The sequence below is a fragment of the Cutibacterium sp. KB22876 genome, from assembly GCF_059728865.1.
Window position 1 is genome coordinate 80,482 of record NZ_AP040858.1, and the last position, 15,206, is coordinate 95,687.

The following is a 15,206-nucleotide window of genomic DNA, read 5'->3' on the forward strand; positions in this document are numbered from 1 at the left end:
CTCAACGACGCTTGCGCTCGATGACCTTCTTCTCGACCTTGTCACCACGGGCCTCCTCGCGAGCCTCGGCCAGCTGACGCTGCGATTCCTCACGCATCTCCGCCAGATCCTGCTGGTTCATACCTCCCATGCGGAGGAATCCGAACACGACGACGGCAATGAACACCGATACCCACGGCGACCATCCGAGCACCACCGGAATGGTGATGAGGGCAACCATGTCGAAACCACGGATGAGGTTGAACATCAGCCCCGGTGGCATGGCACCGGCCTGGGTGGCAACCATCGGCGAGGAGTAGTCAGCCGGCTTGGCACTCACCCAGCGGATGGCACCCGCCAGACCGGCAGCAGCCGTCACCAAGCCGTCCATGATGGCCTGATCCCATGGCCGCGACGTCGTCGAACCGACACCGTGGAAGGCCGGGATGACCGCGATCGCCCAGATGACAGCAGCGACCGCAGGCACCACTGACGCAGCTGAGATGACCTGACTCGTCGTGAAGGGCAGGCAGCGCACCAGACCCTTGCTTCGTGTCAGCACGCGCAGGCTGGTGAAGAAGGGAACCAGGGCCGCGATGAGCACCAGAGCCGAGACCGGGACCGTCAACGCCCCGAAACCGAGGGCCGACACCGCGTAGGGCACCACGGCCGTCACGACGAGGGTGAACAACGGCTTGGGGAAACGCATGAGACGTTGCACATCGCGCCACACCAGGGAGCTGAGTCCCTCACCACGTCCACGGGTGGGTCGGACCTGACCACGCTCGATGGCCTCGCGCTCCTGAAGGATGTCGCGAATGAGGGCGAAGTCAAGGGCGAAGGCAGCACCCTGCATGCCCGATGCCAGAGAGCCGCCGGCCATGAGACGAGCCCGTCGGATCCGATTGAGACGCATCCGGGCGATGACGTAGGAGACGACCAGGAGCACCGCTCCGCCCCCGGCCACCGCCCAGGCAGATACGAGGTTGGCGTCACTGGACATCGGTACTGCGTACCAGCCCGACGCCGTCGAGATGACTCCCAACAGGACGGCCAGACCAGCCAAACCAGCTAGGGCCTCGACGACCTTGACCGGCCAGGTGCGCTCGGCTCCTTGCTCGGCGGCCGAGAAGGAGACGACACCAGCCGCTCCGAGCGCCGTCGCGAGGGTCCAGGCGATGACGGCCTTTCCGGACCCACCGGTGAGGGCTGCCACCAGGGCCCCCAGGACGGCACCGCCGATGACCGAAACGAGCACCGCCGCACGCAGGCGCTTGGCCAGGAACCGCGCCCGGCTGATCGGCGCGTCCATGAGCCAGAAGCCCTCGGCTGCCGAGGCGAGCACCGGGCCGAACACTCGGGCAGCAGCCAGAGCGAAGGCCAGGACACCGGACAGTGCAGCCCACGGCAGCAGGCCACGAGCGGTCTGACACCCCGTCGAGGTGCAGCCGGATGCCTGGCCCTGGGCCTGCACGATGAGGCTGATGATCATCGCGAGCACGACGACCAGGGAGAAGACGAGCACATAGGCATCGCCGATGGCCTGCCAGATGTTGCGTGTCGTCCGGCCCTTGCGCCAGTCGCCCATGAGGAGGGAGAGCTGACGTTCATCGGCCTGGCCTGCGAAGAACTCGTCGGGACGATGGGTGATGACCAACTCCGGATCGGGGGCGGCCACCGCCTCCGCCATCACGGCCTGCTCCGGCCGCGGATTCCTGGGACGGGGCTTGGAATGCTTGCTGTTGCGCCGACTCATCCGCGCGGGCCTCCCAGCTCGACGATGCGAGCGCCGAGGGTCTGGACGAGAGCTGGCTCGTGGCTGGCCATGATGATCGCCAGACCGTGGTTCATCTCCTCGCGCAGCCTCTTGCCGAGCCAGGCAACCCCCTCGACGTCCAGCCGGGCCTCCGGCTCGTCGAGAACGAGGAGCTTGCGCGGACGCACCAGGGCCGTAGCCAGGCCGAGACGACGTCGCTGGCCGGACGACAGGGTGCCGGGCAGCTGGCCGGACTGCGGAACGAGCTGCACCTCCTCGAGCACCTCATCGACGAGGGCGTCGGCGTCAACGAGCCCGTGAGCGCGGGCGAGCAGATCAAGGTGCTCGACCACCGACAGATCAGGGAAGAAGTCCAGGTCATCGATGACCGTGGCAACGTTGCGACGAAACTCGGGGTTCGTCTCGGACACCTTTTTGCCGAGCACCTCGATCGTTCCCGAGCTGGGACGATCCGCCCCCACCAGCATTCTCAACACCGTCGACTTGCCAGCGCCGTTGCGGCCGGTGAGTGCGACAGCCTCACCCTCACGGACGGTGAGGGACAGGTGATCAACGATGGTTCGGTCGCCATAAGACTTCGAAATGTCCTTGGCCACGAGGACGGTGGAGCGAGATGCCATGCTGGCCATTCTCCCGCACCGTCGAGGCCGACCCCAAACCGTGTGGAAGACTGGGCGCGTGTTGACGACCCGAGCCACCCTTGACAAGCACCACGCCGATGTCGCTTCAATGTTTGACGGGGTGGCACAGCGCTATGACCTCATGAACCAGATCATGACGATGGGGGCGGTCGACACCTGGCGCGACCTCGTCGTCGATGCGGTGGAACCTGAGCCGGGCCAGGTCATCCTCGACCTGGCCGCCGGAACCGGCACCTCCTCAGCCACGTTCGCCGCCCGCGGAGCACAGGTCTACCCCACCGACATCTCCACCGGAATGCTCGTCGTCGGCAAGCAGCGCCAGCCCCATCTGCACTTCGTCGCCGGGGACGCCACCTGCCTGCCCTACGCCGACAACTCCTTCGACGCCGTGACGATCTCCTACGGCCTGCGCAACGTCGAGGACCCACAAAAGGCACTGCGCGAGATGCTGCGCGTCACCAAGCCTGGCGGCCGGGTCGTCATCTGCGAGTTCTCCTACCCCACCTGGGCACCGTTCCGCCACGTCTACACCAAGTACCTGCTGGCGGCGATCCCGGCCATGGCCAAGCTGGCCTCCTCGAACCGGGATGCCTATGACTACCTGGCCGAGTCGATCCTCGCCTGGCCCGACCAGCCTCATCTGGCAGACATGATGGCCGAGGCCGGTTGGCAGGCCATTGCGTGGCGCAATGTCTGTGGCGGCGTCGTCGCCTTACATCGTGGTTGGAAGGGCAGTGACGAGAAGGAGATGGCCTGAGGTGAAAGGTCCCTCCTCCCCGATCCTCCTCGACGCCTGGGCAGCTCGCAACTGCCCGGTCAAGACCCAGAACGCCTATGACCCCACCCTGTCAGAACCGGTCGGCGATCCGCGTGACGACGAGCTCTTCGCAGGAGCCGAGGCTCACCTGACCGTCATCTGTGACGCCCTGGCAGCCGTCACGGACGCCGCCGATCTGCGCTCGGCCACCTTGAGCGTGGCCGGTCACCGGGTCGCCACTCGCAGGGCCATGGACGCCGGCGCACCCGTCATCGTCTGCCCTGAGTTGCCGTCGTCCCCGCAGGAACACCGCACCGGCTCCCCCGACGCCTTGGTGCTGGCCGGCAAGCGTGCCGACGGCGGGCCTGGATACTTGCCGGTCATCGTCAAGGACCACCTGGTGCTGGAGAGCCACCACACCCTGGCGGAATTCACCTGGGTGTCCCCCCTGAATGATCCGGATCCTCGCCACGCGCGGATGTCACTGGACCAGACCTTCCGCGCCGGCCGGGAACGCGCCCTCATCCAGGCCGCCCATCACTGGAGGCTCCTCGAGGACCTGGGTCTGGTCGCCACCCCTGACGAGTGCCCCAGCCATCGACGTCTCGCGGGGCTGGTCGGCCACGACGAGGTTGGGATCCTCGACGACGCCCTGGCCGTCTCCTGGCTCGATCTCGACCACAAGTTCATTCGCACCTTCTCGCGCTCGGCCGCCTCAGGATGGCGTCGCCGCAGCGTGCTGGACCGATACGACCACGAGCACACCTTCCGAGTGTCGGTGGCCGAGCACGCCATCGCCGGCGGCGAGCCGATGGTCGCCCCGATCGTCGTGCGTGAGTGCGAGTCCTGTCAGTGGTGGGCCATCTGTGAGCCACGTCTCGACGATGCCGATCTCTCCCTGCGCATCTCCAAGGCTCCCCTGGACGTCCGGGAGATCTCGACCCTGCGTCGTCTCGGGGTTTCCACCGTCGACGACCTGGCCGACGCCGACCTGAACGAGCTGCTGCCGGTCTACTTGCCTGAGGTTCAACACCGTCCCCGCCCCGAGCAACGACTCCGGGCGGCCGCCCGTCGCGCGCGCCTCATCCGTCAGGGAGTCCTGCTGGAGCGCAACGACGAGGGACCCATCGAGGTGGCCTCGTACCGACTGGAACTCGATTTCGACATCGAGACCTCTCCGGATGGTCGGGTCTATCTGTGGGGTTTCGAGGTCAGTGATCCTGAACGCCTGCTCGACTCGACGACCGGCGACGTGCCCTATTACGTCGCCTTCGGCGAGTTCGCTGACATGGGTGACGACGACGAGAACGCACTGGCTGCCCGCGCCATCGCCTGGCTCGACGAGATCGTCTCGGCCCACCCGGAGACGATCGTGGTCCACTACTCCGACTACGAGATCGTCCATCTGCGTCATTTCGGTCACGTCTGCCAGAACGTGGAGACTCGTCAAGCGGTGCGTCGGCTGCTGGACTCCGGCTGTTTCGTTGACCTCTTCACCACCATCAAGGCGCACTTCTTCGGGGTCAACGGAATTGGTCTGAAGGTCGTTGCCAACGCCGGCGCCGGGTTCTCCTGGCGTGACCCGGACCCGGGTGGCCTCAACTCCCAGACCTGGTGGGACCTCGCCGTCCATGACCCCGATCCGCAGGTCCGCGAGTCCTCCAGAACCCGAGTCATGGAATACAACGAGGACGACGTGAAGGCTACCCTCGCTGTTCGCCGTTGGCTTGCCGAGAGGCCCTCCGAGTAATCCTGGGACGCCTGGTCACGACGTTTCGCCGTGGCGGGTGTCGCCATCGGCATGAGGTCAGGCAAAGATGATCCTGGCATGGCAAAGGTATACGGTTTTGTTGACACGTCCCTGACGATCCCTATCCGCTCATCTGGAGACCCATGCGTTCCTTGACACGAATCCTTCGATTCACCTCGCAGCTGTGGAAGTTCTACCTCGGGGTCGTCATCTCGGCTGTCATCGTCGCAATCACTCAGCTGGCCGTACCCTTCGTCATCGCCCGGGCCACCGACCTCGCCGTGGCAGGCGTGCGCGGAAACGACCACCACATCCGCGACATCATGCTTCTCGCGGTGGTCATCCTCGTCCTCGACGTCGTCAACTCCCTGCTCACCAACGTCAACGGATGGCTAGGCGACATCATGAGCGCCAAGATGCGCCAGATCCTGTCGACCCGGTACTTCAGCAAGCTGCTGGAGCTGCCGCAGTCCTGGTTCGACGAGGAGCTCACCGGATCGATCACCTCCAAGCTCACCCGATCGATCACCAATGTCACCGACTTCGCCAAGGCCTTCTCGAACAACTTCTTCACCCTGCTGCTGACGACGTTCGCCGTCCTCATCATTTCGGCCATCTACTACTGGCCGCTGGCCCTGCTGTTGGCGATCGTCTTCCCGATCTACGTCTGGTTGACGGCCTTGACGTCACGCAACTGGCAGACCCATCAGGACGTCATCAACCACCACATCGACACCGCCGGCGGACGTTTCCAGGAGGTCGTCTCCCAGATTCGCGTCGTCAAGTCCTACGTCACCGAGGCCAGCGAGCAGAAACAGTTCAACGACCACTACGACGCCACCGTCGACGCCACCCGCCAGCAGTCCAACCACTGGCACCTCATGGACACCGTGCGGAGGGTGGTCCTCAACGTCATCTTCTTCGGTATCTACGCCATCATCTTCGTCCGAACAGCCAAGGGATACTTCGGTGTCGGGGACATGATCCTGCTCATCCAGCTCATGACGATGGCTCGCCAGCCGGTGCAGATGATGAGCTACATCATCGACGTCGCCCAGCGCGCCGTGGCCGGGTCCAAGGACTACTTCTCCGTCATGGAGACCCGTCCGGCCCACGTACCGCAGACCGCCACGACGACCATCCGCGAGCCCGAGCCGGGCGTCCCGATGATCTCCTTCAACGACACCGTCTTCAGCTACGACGGCACCAATCGGGTCATCGACCATGTCACCTTCGACGTCAGTCCCGGCGAGAAGGTGGCACTTGTGGGCGAATCCGGGGGCGGAAAGTCCACCTTGGTGAACCTGCTTCTCGGCCTCTACCCGGTCACCGAGGGCGCCATCATGGTGGCCGGCAACGATATCTCTCAGGTGACCCCGGATGCCTTGCGACGACGTATCGGAGTGGTCTTCCAGGATCCGGCACTGTTCTCCGGATCGATCCGGGAGAACATCGCCTACGGCACCGAGGCCACCGACGCGCAGATCCGCGACGCTGCTCACCGCGCCTACGCCGACCGCTTCATCAAGCGGTTCTCCCAGCAGTACGACACCCTCGTCGGGGAGCGCGGTATCAAGCTCTCCGGTGGCCAGAAGCAGCGCATCTCGATTGCCAGGGCCCTGCTCAAGGACGCCCCGATCCTCGTTCTCGACGAGGCCACCTCAGCCCTGGACACTAAGTCCGAGCGGTGGGTGCAGGCCGGTCTGGAATCCCTCATGGCCGACCGCACCAGCCTCATCATCGCCCACCGCCTCTCGACGATCTCCAGCGTGGATCGGATCGTCACCCTGGACGCCGGTCGCGTCGACGAGATCGGCACCCCGGCCGAGCTGGCCGCCTCCGGAGGTATCTACGCCGAGTTGTTGGCCCTGCAAGCATCCAGTTCGAAGGCCGACCGCAAGAGGCTGGAGCGATTCGGCATCAAGCTGTAAGTCAGATAAGCGCCCCGACGAACAGTCCGATCGAGCACACCAACTCGGCCAGCCCGGTGTTCTTGAGGACCGGCACCAGGGCCATTCCGGTGGCCTTGGTGACCATGGCCTTCACCGGGGAGACGAGCAAGACGATCATGAGCAGGCCCAGCAGGACCCACCAGGTCGTCAACGCCGCGACGACGATGACGCCGACGCCGGCCATGAACACCAAAGCGAGGTAGCAGACGCGGGTCCCCTGGTGCCCCAGTTTGGTGGCCAGGGTGTGCTTGCCACTAGTCCGGTCACCGTCGATGTCGCGCAGATTGTTGGCCACCAGTACCGCGCACGCCAGGAAACCAATGAGGCTGGCCGTCACCCACCCCGCGGCACCAACGTGATCGGTCTGGACGTACACCGTGCCGCCGACGGCCACCAATCCGAAGAAGACGAAGACGAAGACCTCCCCCAGCCCGGCATATCCGTAGGGGTGAGATCCTCCGGTGTAGAACCAGGCCGCAAGGATGCACGCCAAGCCCAGGATGAGAAACCACCAGTGTCCGGTGCTGATGGTGATGACCAGACCGGCCACCGCCGAGACACCGAAACACCCGAAGGCTGCTGCCTTGACGTGGGAGGGCTCGGCCACCCCGGAACCGACCAGCCGCAGCGGACCGACACGATCCTCACCGTCGGAGCCGCGAATGCCGTCGGAATAGTCATTGGCGAAGTTCACCCCGATGACCAGCCCCAGGGCCACCACCAGGCACAGCGTCGCCAGCCCCCAGCGCGCACCGCCGTCGGCGATGGCAATCGCGGTTCCGGCGAGCACCGGTGCGATCGCAGTGGGAAGGGTGCGCGGACGAGCTCCCTCGAGCCATTCGGCTGTTGTGGCCATAGACAAACTCCTGGGATAGACGGTGAAGACGTGAAATTCACGTCATGACGGTGCTGAACCGCAGATCTTCCCGGGACATGCACCACGGGCGACCATATCGCCGCTGCACATTCAGCCCCGCATCAGCAGAAGCTACGGAAGCGGTACATAATCTCTCTTACCCCACAATCCCATCGAGTTTGGCAGGAGTCCCCGTGAGAACCATGTTCGCCAGCCTGACGGTTCCGAACTATCGGATCTACTTCTCGGGCACCCTCATGACGAACATGGGACAGTGGATGGCCCGTACCGCCCAGTCATGGCTGGTGCTCATCATCCTCACCCACGGCAACGCGGCCATGCTGGGCTGGGTGATGGCGGTGAACTTCGCCCCCATCCTCCTCATCACTCCCTGGGCCGGTGCCCTGGCTGACCGGATGTCCAAGCGCCGCATCATGGTGACCGCCCAGATCGTCATGGCCATCGACGCCGCGATCCTGTCCACCCTCGTGCTCACCGGGGCGGTGCAGCTGTGGATGGTCTTCGTCATCTCGGCCATGGACGGCATCGCCGGCGCGTTCTACAGCCCTGCCACCCAGGCCTTTGTCTCCGAGCTCGTCCCGCTGAAGAACCTGCCCAACGCCGTGAGCCTCAACTCGGCCTCCTTCAACGGAGCCCGCCTGTTCGGACCTGGCCTCGGCGGTCTGCTCATCGCCACCGTGGGAGTCGGCTGGGTGATGGCCATCAACGTCCTCTGCTTCATCGGGTTCATCACAACCCTGTTGCTCATCAACGCTGACCGTCTTCACACGTCCCCACCATCGTCCGAGAAGGCACGAGTGCGAGACGGCGTCCGGTACGTCAAGCGTCGCCCCGACCTCGTCATCCTGCTGGCGATCGGGTTCATGATGGGAACCTTCGGTTTCAACTTCAACATCTCCGATGCGGTCATGGCGACTCAGGCCTTCGGCAAGGGATCTGGCGAGTACGGTCTGCTCGGTTCCCTCATGGGTATCGGCTCAATGGCCGCCGCACTGGGAGCGGCTCGACGCAAGCCGCGGCTGCGCTGGGTCGAGCTGGCCCTGCTCGTCTACAGCGTCAGCATGGGTCTGTCCGCCCTGGCCCCGAATTACGGCATCTTCGCCGTGCTCAAGATCTTCGTCGGCTGGGGAGCCATCTCGACCCTCATCACCGCCAACGCCATGGTGCAGACCTCGGTCACCCCGCAGATGCGCGGACGTGTCATGAGCCTGTGGGCCACCCTGGTGATGGGCGGCACCCCGTTCGTCTCCCCCATCGTCGGATGGATCGGCAACGCCATCGGCCCGCGCTCCACCGTCGCATGGGGAGCCATCAGCCTGGGCATCACGTTCGTCGTCATCACCGCCGTCATCATGCACAACGACAAGATCCGGGTGGTCTTCGATCCCTCCAAGCGGGCCCCCTGGCTGCGTCAGGTACGTGGCACGGTGACGATCGACTACGTCCAGCAGACGAAGTGAGCCGTTCAGTGGTGCGACCACAGGTGAACACAGTCCACCTTTCCCTAGAGCCCCCTCTGGAAATTCAGGGCCAAGATGGTTCACTGGTCCCATGAAGAAACTCATCAACGCTGTTGAGGACGTCGTCGTTGATTCCCTGCGCGGCGTGGCAGCCGCCCACCCCGATTCCCTGAAGGTCGATCTCGAACACCGCATCGTGCTACGCGCCGACGGCCCTGTCAGCGGGAAGGTTGGCCTGGTCTCCGGTGGCGGATCCGGCCACGAACCGCTGCACTCCGGCTACGTCGGTCGCGGAATGCTCGACGCCGCCTGCTGCGGCGAGGTGTTCACCTCCCCCGTTCCCGACCAGATCACCGAGGCCACCAAGGCCGTTGACGGTGGTGCCGGGGTGCTCCACATCGTCAAGAACTACACCGGTGACGTCATGAACTTCGACATGGCTGCCGAGCTGGCCTCGATGGAGGTCGGCACCCGCGTCGAGTCCGTCGTCATCGCCGACGACGTTGCCGTTCAGGACTCCCTGTACACCGCCGGTCGTCGTGGTGTGGGCCTGACGGTCCTGGCCGAGAAAATTCTCGGTGCCGCTGCCGAGGAGAAGCGTGATCTCGACGCCCTGCTCGAGCTCGCCAAGCACATCAATGACGGTGGCCGCTCCTTCGGCGTCGCCCTCACCTCCTGTACCGTGCCGGCAGCCGGCAAGCCCACCTTCGACCTCGGTGACGACAAGATGGAGTCCGGCGTCGGTATCCATGGCGAGCCCGGTCGCGAGACCGTCAAGCTGGGGACGGCCACCGAGGTCGCTGCCCAGATCGTCGAGCCCATCATGGCAGACCGTGACTTCACCGGAGCTCCCGTCATCGCCATGCTCAACGGCATGGGTGGAACCCCGCTCATCGAGCAGTACTTGGTGTGGGGAGAGATCGCCAAGATCCTGGAGGGCAAGGGTGTCAAGGTTGCCCGCACCTTGGTCGGCAACCACATCACGAGTCTGGAGATGGCAGGATGTTCCTTGACGTTGCTCTCCGCTGACGACGATCTCCTGACGCTGTGGGATGCCCCGGTGGAGACTCCTGGACTTCGATGGGGATGCTGATGCCTGAAATTTCTGCCGCGACCGTTTCCGAGTGGCTCAAGGATTACTCGGAGGACATCTCGGAGCACGCGAATGAGCTCACTGACCTGGATCGCCAGATCGGTGACGCCGACCACGGTTCGAACATGGCCCGCGGAATGACCGCAGTTGCCGCCCTTGACCCGAATTCCTTCGCCTCTGCCGCCGAGTTGCTCAAGAAGGCGGGGATGACGCTGGTGAGCACCGTTGGTGGTGCTTCCGGCCCCCTGTACGGCACCTTCTTCCTGCGTCTGTCGACGGTCATCAAGACTGACGGCGAGCCCACTGCTCAGCTGCTTGCCGATGCCCTCGATGCCGGCCTGGCCGGCATCGAGGCTCGCGGTAAGGCTGAGGTCGGCGACAAGACCTTGGTTGATGCGCTGTCCCCCGCCGTTGATGCCGTCAAGAAGGTCGCCGCCGACGGTGGTTCTGCCGCCGAGGCCCTTGCCAAGGCGGCGGAAGCCGCCAATGAGGGCCGCGATGCGACCATCGAGATGGTGGCTCGTCGAGGCAGGGCCTCCTATCTTGGAGAACGAAGTAGGGGACACCAGGACCCAGGAGCCACCTCAATGGCCATGCTCGTGGGGTCCGCCGCACGCTGCCTGTCAGGAGCTGAATCATGAGTGAATCGAACCAGGGCGTTGGAATCGTCATCGTCTCCCACAGCCGACCGCTGGGACGTGCTGCGGCCGATCTTGCATCCCAGATGCTGCCCGGTCCGGATACTCCGCCCATCGAGGTTGCCGCCGGTCTCGACGACACCACCTTGGGCACCGATGCGGCTGCTGTGAGCGCCGCCATCGAGAAGATTGGTAGTTGCGACGGGATCCTCGTACTGGTGGATCTGGGATCGGCGATTTTGTCGGCCGAGATGGCCCTGGAATTCCTCGATCCCGAGATCGCCAGCAAGGTGAAGATCTCCACCGCCCCGCTGGTCGAGGGGGCTGTCGTCGCGGCCGTCATGGCGTCGACGGGGGCCGAGTTGGAGGTCGTCGCCGCCGAGGCGGAGAAGGCCTTGGAGCCGAAGATCTCCCAGATCTCCAACGACTGAGTCCGTTCTCAGAGCAACGGTGGTGTCCGGTTCATCCGGGCACCACCGTCTCGCATTTCTTGAGAGCTTTTCGATTCTGGAGAGCACAACGCCCTGGCGGGGGGCCAGCGCGGCCACGACGCCGTCACAGCTCCCAGTTGACGAGCCCGTCCTGGTCGAGCTCACCGTCCGGCCACACCGCCCTCACCACGCCCGCAGCCGCGAGCGCCTTTCGACATCCCGGGCATGGCTTGTCGGTGACATAGGCCGTCGCCCCGGCGGTGTCGCGGGTGGCGAAGAGCAGTGCATTGACCTCGGCATGGATGGCGATGCAGAACCCCGGGGAACCGGGAACGTCGTAGTCGGAGAAGGCGGGCACCTCCCCGTACCCCAGCCGGCCGCGCGGGCAGGCTCCCTCCAGACAGTCCGGACGACCGGGAGCGGCACCGTTGTAGCCCGTGGCGATGATGCGGTGTTCGTGGACGAGAAGGGCGCCAACACGACGACGGATGCACTTGGCCCGGGCCGCGACGGCCTCAGCTATGCCCAGGAAGTACTCGTCCCAATCAGGCACCGTCACGACCTCGCCGTTGACCTCAGCCATCTCGGACTCCTCTCATTCGTCCGTCGTTCCACGTCTACCAGACGCTTCTCCGGTGAACCACCATGACCGGCCCTAGTCATGACCGGCCCCATGGAATCAGACGTCCATATCCTCATAGGAGCGGGGGTCCTCGATCGGTTCCAGGTGGCCGCTGACCCGCATCTCAGGCCACTCATCGAGGATTTCGTCAATGAGGTCCTCCATGGCGTCATGACCCTGCTTGACCGTCCAGGATCCCGGCACGAGCATGTGAAACTCGAGGAAACTCCGGTAGCCGGCCTCCCGGGTACGCACCGCGTGGAACTTGACGTGGTCGTTGGAGTGGGCGTCCAGGAAGTCCCGAATTGCCTCGTTGTCCTCCTTGGGCAGGGAGACGTCAAGCAAGGCCGTACCGGACTGGCCGACGAGCTTGGCCCCGGTGACGAGGATGTTCACGCCGACTGCGAAGGCGACGATCGGGTCAAGCCGCTGCCAGCCGGTCAGCCAGACCAGACCAACTCCTACCGGGACCCCGACCGAGGTCCACACGTCGGTCAGCATGTGTTTTCCGTCGGCGATGAGGGTCATGGATCGACGCTGCCGACCATTCTTGAGCAGCACCCACGCGACCAACCCGTTGACGACCGAGGCCAGCACCGAGACCAGCAGACCGATACCGACGTCCTCGATGGGCCGGGGATGGATGAACCGCTGCACGGCGGTGTACATGATGACCGCAGCCGCGATGAAGATCATCATCCCCTCGGCACCGGCGGAGAAGTACTCAGCCTTAGAGTGCCCGAAGGGATGGTTCTTGTCCGGCGGACGGATCGACACCTTGAGGGCGACCAGGGCGATGATCGCAGCAACGAGGTTGACGAGGGATTCCGCAGCGTCCGAGAGGAGCCCGACCGACCCGGTGATACGCCAGGCGAGGGTCTTCAGCAGGATCGTCACAGCGGCCGCAGCGATCGACAGCCATGCGAAGCGGCTGAGATCGTCTGGCGGCCGATGCCGCGGCGGTGCCTCGGAGATGTCGGGAATTGTCGTCACTCAGACATTCTCCCAGCCCATCCTGTGTTCTTCCTGTGTTCTTCGCAAGGAACGGGCATTGGCGAGACACCGCATCAATGAATCGTTCGAGGTGCATCATGGATGGACATAACGAGGACGATCGAAGGGGTTCGCAATGTCCATCAAGCCACACAAGTTGGGGATCATTGGCGTCGGCCGCGTCGGGGAAGCGGTGCTCTTCGACGCCATGGCAAGTGGGCTGTTCGGTCGCATCGTCCTCATCGACATCAAAGAGGGACTGCCTGAAGGCCAAGCTCTCGACCAGCACCACGCCACCGCAGTCCCCAACATGCCCAACACAACGGTGATTGCCGGCGACCACGACGACCTGACGGACGCCGACGTCATCGTCATCGCAGCTGGACCGTCCATCGATCCGTCCAAGGGCCCTGCCACCGGCGCCGATCGCCGCGAGCTGGCCGCCACGAATGGCCGGATCATCCGCGAGATCATGACCAAGATCACCAAGCGCAACCACGACGTCGCGGTCATCATCTGCTCCAACCCGCTGGACGCCAACGTTCACATCGCCAGCACCGAGTTCGACCACCCGCGGGGGCTCGTCATGGGCACCGGCACCCTCCTGGACTCGGCGCGGATGTGCCGTCTCATCGCAGACCACGTCGGTGTGAACCCGGAATTCGTGCGCGGTTACATGATCGGCGAGCACGGACCTTCGGGATTCCCGCTCGTCAGCGGGGTCAATGTCGGTGGCGTGAGCTTCGACGACCTGCCGCAGGTCTTCGGCGTCACTCCGCTGGATCCCGACGACATCGCCACCCGCACCAACAATGCCGGAACCGACATATTCAACCTCAAGGGCTGGACGAATGCCGGAGTCGGGCAGGCCGCGATGACGATCGCGCAAGCCATCGTACGTGACGAGCGGTCCCTCTACCCGGTCTGCACCACCCTGCACGGCCAGTACGGCCACGACGGCGACGTCTCCATGAGCACCCCGTGCATCATCGGAGCCCACGGCGTCGAGCAGATCATCGAGGTGCCCCTCAGCGAATGGGAGCAGGAACATCTGGCGACGACTGTCAAGGCCATTCAGGACACCGTGGCCATTGCGTCCTGACGCCGCTGGAGCACCACACAGGGACCACTGTGGTCACCGCAACGAGCCAGGCCGTCACGAGATTGAAACCTCCCGGGTTAATGATGGGAGCGTTGGTGCGTATTGCACTTCGCGACGACTTCAGGAGGTATCCATGCCCATCAAGCCACACAAGCTCGGGATCATCGGGGTCGGCCGGGTCGGTGACGCCGTGCTCTCCGACGCCATGATGAGCGGCCTCTTCGGTGAGATCTGCGTCATCGACGTCAACGAGGACATGGCTGCCGGGCAGGCTCTCGACCAGCACCACGCCACCGCGCTCCCGAATGTCACCAATGTTGACGTCCATGCCGGCGGCTACGACGACCTGGCCGACGCGGACGTCATCATCATCACCGCCGGCCCTTCCATCACCGCCGGAAAGGGCGGTGCCACCAGCGCCGCGCGCCGCGAGCTGGCCGCCACCAACGGCAAGATCATCCGCGCCACCATGGCGGAGATCACCCGCCGCAACCACGACGCGGCCATCATCATCTGCTCCAACCCGCTGGACGCCGTGGTCCACATCGCCAGCACCGAGTTCGACCATCCCCGGGGCCTCGTGCTGGGTACCGGGACGGTCCTCGACTCGGCCCGCATGTGTCGGGTCGTCGCCGACCACCTCGGGGTCGATCCTGACTACGTGCGCGGTTACATGATCGGCGAGCACGGACCTTCGGGCTTCCCGATGTTCTCCGGGGTCAACGTCGGTGGTGTCGGTTTCGACGGCCTGGCAGAGCTCTTCGACTCCGACCCAATGGACCGTGACGAGCTCACCGAACGCATCAACGACGCCGGAACCGACGTATTCAACCTCAAGGGTTGGACGAGCGCCGGCATCGGTCAGTCGGCACTGACAATCGCCCGGTCCATCCTCCTCGACGAGCACGCCGTCTACCCGGTCTGCACCACCCTGCACGGCCAGTACGGCCACGACGGTGACGTCTCCATGAGCGTGCCCTGCGTCATCGGTGTCAAGGGTGTCGAGAGAATCCTCGAGGTGCCGCTGGACGACTGGGAACAGGAGCATCTGAACGCCACGATCACAGCCATTCAGGAGACCATCGCAGCCGCCTCCTAAGGGTGACCGTTCGTGCCGTGAATATTGGCTGCGGC

General features: G+C 64.6%; 14 protein-coding genes. 9 read left to right on the top strand and 5 right to left on the bottom strand.

The window, feature by feature from the left end:
- Window position 1: 1 nt before the first annotated feature.
- Both AC6I1W_RS00395 and ccmA read right to left on the bottom strand, forming a co-directional pair.
- The gene (locus AC6I1W_RS00395; protein WP_065673488.1) at window positions 2–1,735 is read right to left on the bottom strand and encodes a DUF6297 family protein; all 1,734 of its coding nucleotides are present in this window, start codon (window positions 1,733–1,735) and stop codon (window positions 2–4) included.
- Window positions 1,732–2,385 (bottom strand): heme ABC exporter ATP-binding protein CcmA, encoded by a 654-nt coding sequence (gene ccmA, locus AC6I1W_RS00400; protein WP_171023514.1) that lies wholly within the window; start codon window positions 2,383–2,385, stop codon window positions 1,732–1,734. The genes AC6I1W_RS00395 and ccmA overlap by 4 nt, the downstream gene beginning before the upstream one ends.
- Here ccmA and AC6I1W_RS00405 point away from each other — a divergent pair.
- From AC6I1W_RS00405 to AC6I1W_RS00415, 3 genes are all read left to right on the top strand, one after another.
- Entirely contained in the window at window positions 2,375–3,154 is a 780-nt protein-coding gene (locus AC6I1W_RS00405; protein ID WP_270236256.1) for a demethylmenaquinone methyltransferase, read from the top strand. The two genes, ccmA and AC6I1W_RS00405, sit on opposite strands and share 11 nt — an antisense overlap.
- 1 nt (window position 3,155) lies before the next feature.
- Complete coding sequence (locus AC6I1W_RS00410) at window positions 3,156–4,904, top strand: TM0106 family RecB-like putative nuclease (RefSeq protein WP_270236254.1); 1,749 nt, start codon at window positions 3,156–3,158, stop codon at window positions 4,902–4,904.
- Window positions 4,905–5,047: 143 nt separating this feature from the next.
- Window positions 5,048–6,835, top strand: a complete 1,788-nt coding sequence (locus AC6I1W_RS00415; RefSeq protein ID WP_493536988.1) for an ABC transporter ATP-binding protein — start codon at window positions 5,048–5,050, stop codon at window positions 6,833–6,835.
- A gap of 1 nt (window position 6,836) precedes the next feature.
- Here AC6I1W_RS00415 and AC6I1W_RS00420 read toward each other — a convergent pair whose 3' ends face one another.
- On the bottom strand, window positions 6,837–7,712 hold the full coding sequence (locus tag AC6I1W_RS00420) for a 1,4-dihydroxy-2-naphthoate polyprenyltransferase (RefSeq protein ID WP_270236251.1): 876 nt from the start codon (window positions 7,710–7,712) through the stop codon (window positions 6,837–6,839).
- Between the two features lie 203 nt (window positions 7,713–7,915).
- On the opposite strand from AC6I1W_RS00420, the gene AC6I1W_RS00425 reads away from it, so the two are divergent.
- From AC6I1W_RS00425 to dhaM, 4 genes are all read left to right on the top strand, one after another.
- Window positions 7,916–9,193, top strand: a complete 1,278-nt coding sequence (locus AC6I1W_RS00425) for an MFS transporter (RefSeq protein WP_036979564.1) — start codon at window positions 7,916–7,918, stop codon at window positions 9,191–9,193.
- Window positions 9,194–9,284: 91 nt separating this feature from the next.
- Window positions 9,285–10,286, top strand: a complete 1,002-nt coding sequence (gene dhaK, locus AC6I1W_RS00430; RefSeq protein ID WP_270236249.1) for a dihydroxyacetone kinase subunit DhaK — start codon at window positions 9,285–9,287, stop codon at window positions 10,284–10,286.
- Window positions 10,274–10,927, top strand: a complete 654-nt coding sequence (gene dhaL / locus AC6I1W_RS00435) for a dihydroxyacetone kinase subunit DhaL (RefSeq protein ID WP_493536987.1) — start codon at window positions 10,274–10,276, stop codon at window positions 10,925–10,927. The genes dhaK and dhaL overlap by 13 nt, the downstream gene beginning before the upstream one ends.
- Window positions 10,924–11,355 (top strand): dihydroxyacetone kinase phosphoryl donor subunit DhaM, encoded by a 432-nt coding sequence (gene dhaM, locus AC6I1W_RS00440; RefSeq protein ID WP_004809145.1) that lies wholly within the window; start codon window positions 10,924–10,926, stop codon window positions 11,353–11,355. The genes dhaL and dhaM overlap by 4 nt, the downstream gene beginning before the upstream one ends.
- Before the next feature lie 124 nt (window positions 11,356–11,479).
- Here dhaM and AC6I1W_RS00445 read toward each other — a convergent pair whose 3' ends face one another.
- Entirely contained in the window at window positions 11,480–11,938 is a 459-nt protein-coding gene (locus tag AC6I1W_RS00445; RefSeq protein WP_063279320.1) for a deoxycytidylate deaminase, read from the bottom strand.
- A 96-nt stretch (window positions 11,939–12,034) separates the two neighbouring features.
- Window positions 12,035–12,970 carry a cation diffusion facilitator family transporter gene (locus AC6I1W_RS00450; RefSeq protein WP_270236246.1) on the bottom strand — a complete coding sequence of 312 codons (936 nt, stop codon included), beginning with the start codon at window positions 12,968–12,970 and terminating at the stop codon, window positions 12,035–12,037.
- Between the two features lie 136 nt (window positions 12,971–13,106).
- Between AC6I1W_RS00450 and AC6I1W_RS00455 the strand changes: the two genes are divergently transcribed.
- Together AC6I1W_RS00455 and AC6I1W_RS00460 are read left to right on the top strand one after the other, a co-directional pair.
- Window positions 13,107–14,072: a lactate/malate family dehydrogenase gene (locus AC6I1W_RS00455; RefSeq protein WP_270236245.1), complete on the top strand. Its 966-nt coding sequence runs from the start codon at window positions 13,107–13,109 to the stop codon at window positions 14,070–14,072.
- Window positions 14,073–14,205: 133 nt separating this feature from the next.
- Window positions 14,206–15,171 carry an L-lactate dehydrogenase gene (locus AC6I1W_RS00460; protein WP_065673495.1) on the top strand — a complete coding sequence of 322 codons (966 nt, stop codon included), beginning with the start codon at window positions 14,206–14,208 and terminating at the stop codon, window positions 15,169–15,171.
- Window positions 15,172–15,206 lie beyond the last annotated feature (35 nt).

Coding starts and splice junctions, on each gene's coding strand:
- AC6I1W_RS00455 (WP_270236245.1), top strand. CDS start 13,107: ATGTCCATCAAGCCACACAAGTTGGGGATCATTGGCGTCGGCCGCGTC.
- AC6I1W_RS00425 (WP_036979564.1), top strand. CDS start 7,916: ATGTTCGCCAGCCTGACGGTTCCGAACTATCGGATCTACTTCTCGGGC.
- dhaK (WP_270236249.1), top strand. CDS start 9,285: ATGAAGAAACTCATCAACGCTGTTGAGGACGTCGTCGTTGATTCCCTG.
- dhaM (WP_004809145.1), top strand. CDS start 10,924: ATGAGTGAATCGAACCAGGGCGTTGGAATCGTCATCGTCTCCCACAGC.
- AC6I1W_RS00415 (WP_493536988.1), top strand. CDS start 5,048: ATGCGTTCCTTGACACGAATCCTTCGATTCACCTCGCAGCTGTGGAAG.
- AC6I1W_RS00460 (WP_065673495.1), top strand. CDS start 14,206: ATGCCCATCAAGCCACACAAGCTCGGGATCATCGGGGTCGGCCGGGTC.
- ccmA (WP_171023514.1), bottom strand. CDS start 2,385: ATGGCCAGCATGGCATCTCGCTCCACCGTCCTCGTGGCCAAGGACATT.
- dhaL (WP_493536987.1), top strand. CDS start 10,274: ATGGGGATGCTGATGCCTGAAATTTCTGCCGCGACCGTTTCCGAGTGG.
- AC6I1W_RS00445 (WP_063279320.1), bottom strand. CDS start 11,938: ATGGCTGAGGTCAACGGCGAGGTCGTGACGGTGCCTGATTGGGACGAG.
- AC6I1W_RS00405 (WP_270236256.1), top strand. CDS start 2,375: ATGCTGGCCATTCTCCCGCACCGTCGAGGCCGACCCCAAACCGTGTGG.
- AC6I1W_RS00420 (WP_270236251.1), bottom strand. CDS start 7,712: ATGGCCACAACAGCCGAATGGCTCGAGGGAGCTCGTCCGCGCACCCTT.
- AC6I1W_RS00395 (WP_065673488.1), bottom strand. CDS start 1,735: ATGAGTCGGCGCAACAGCAAGCATTCCAAGCCCCGTCCCAGGAATCCG.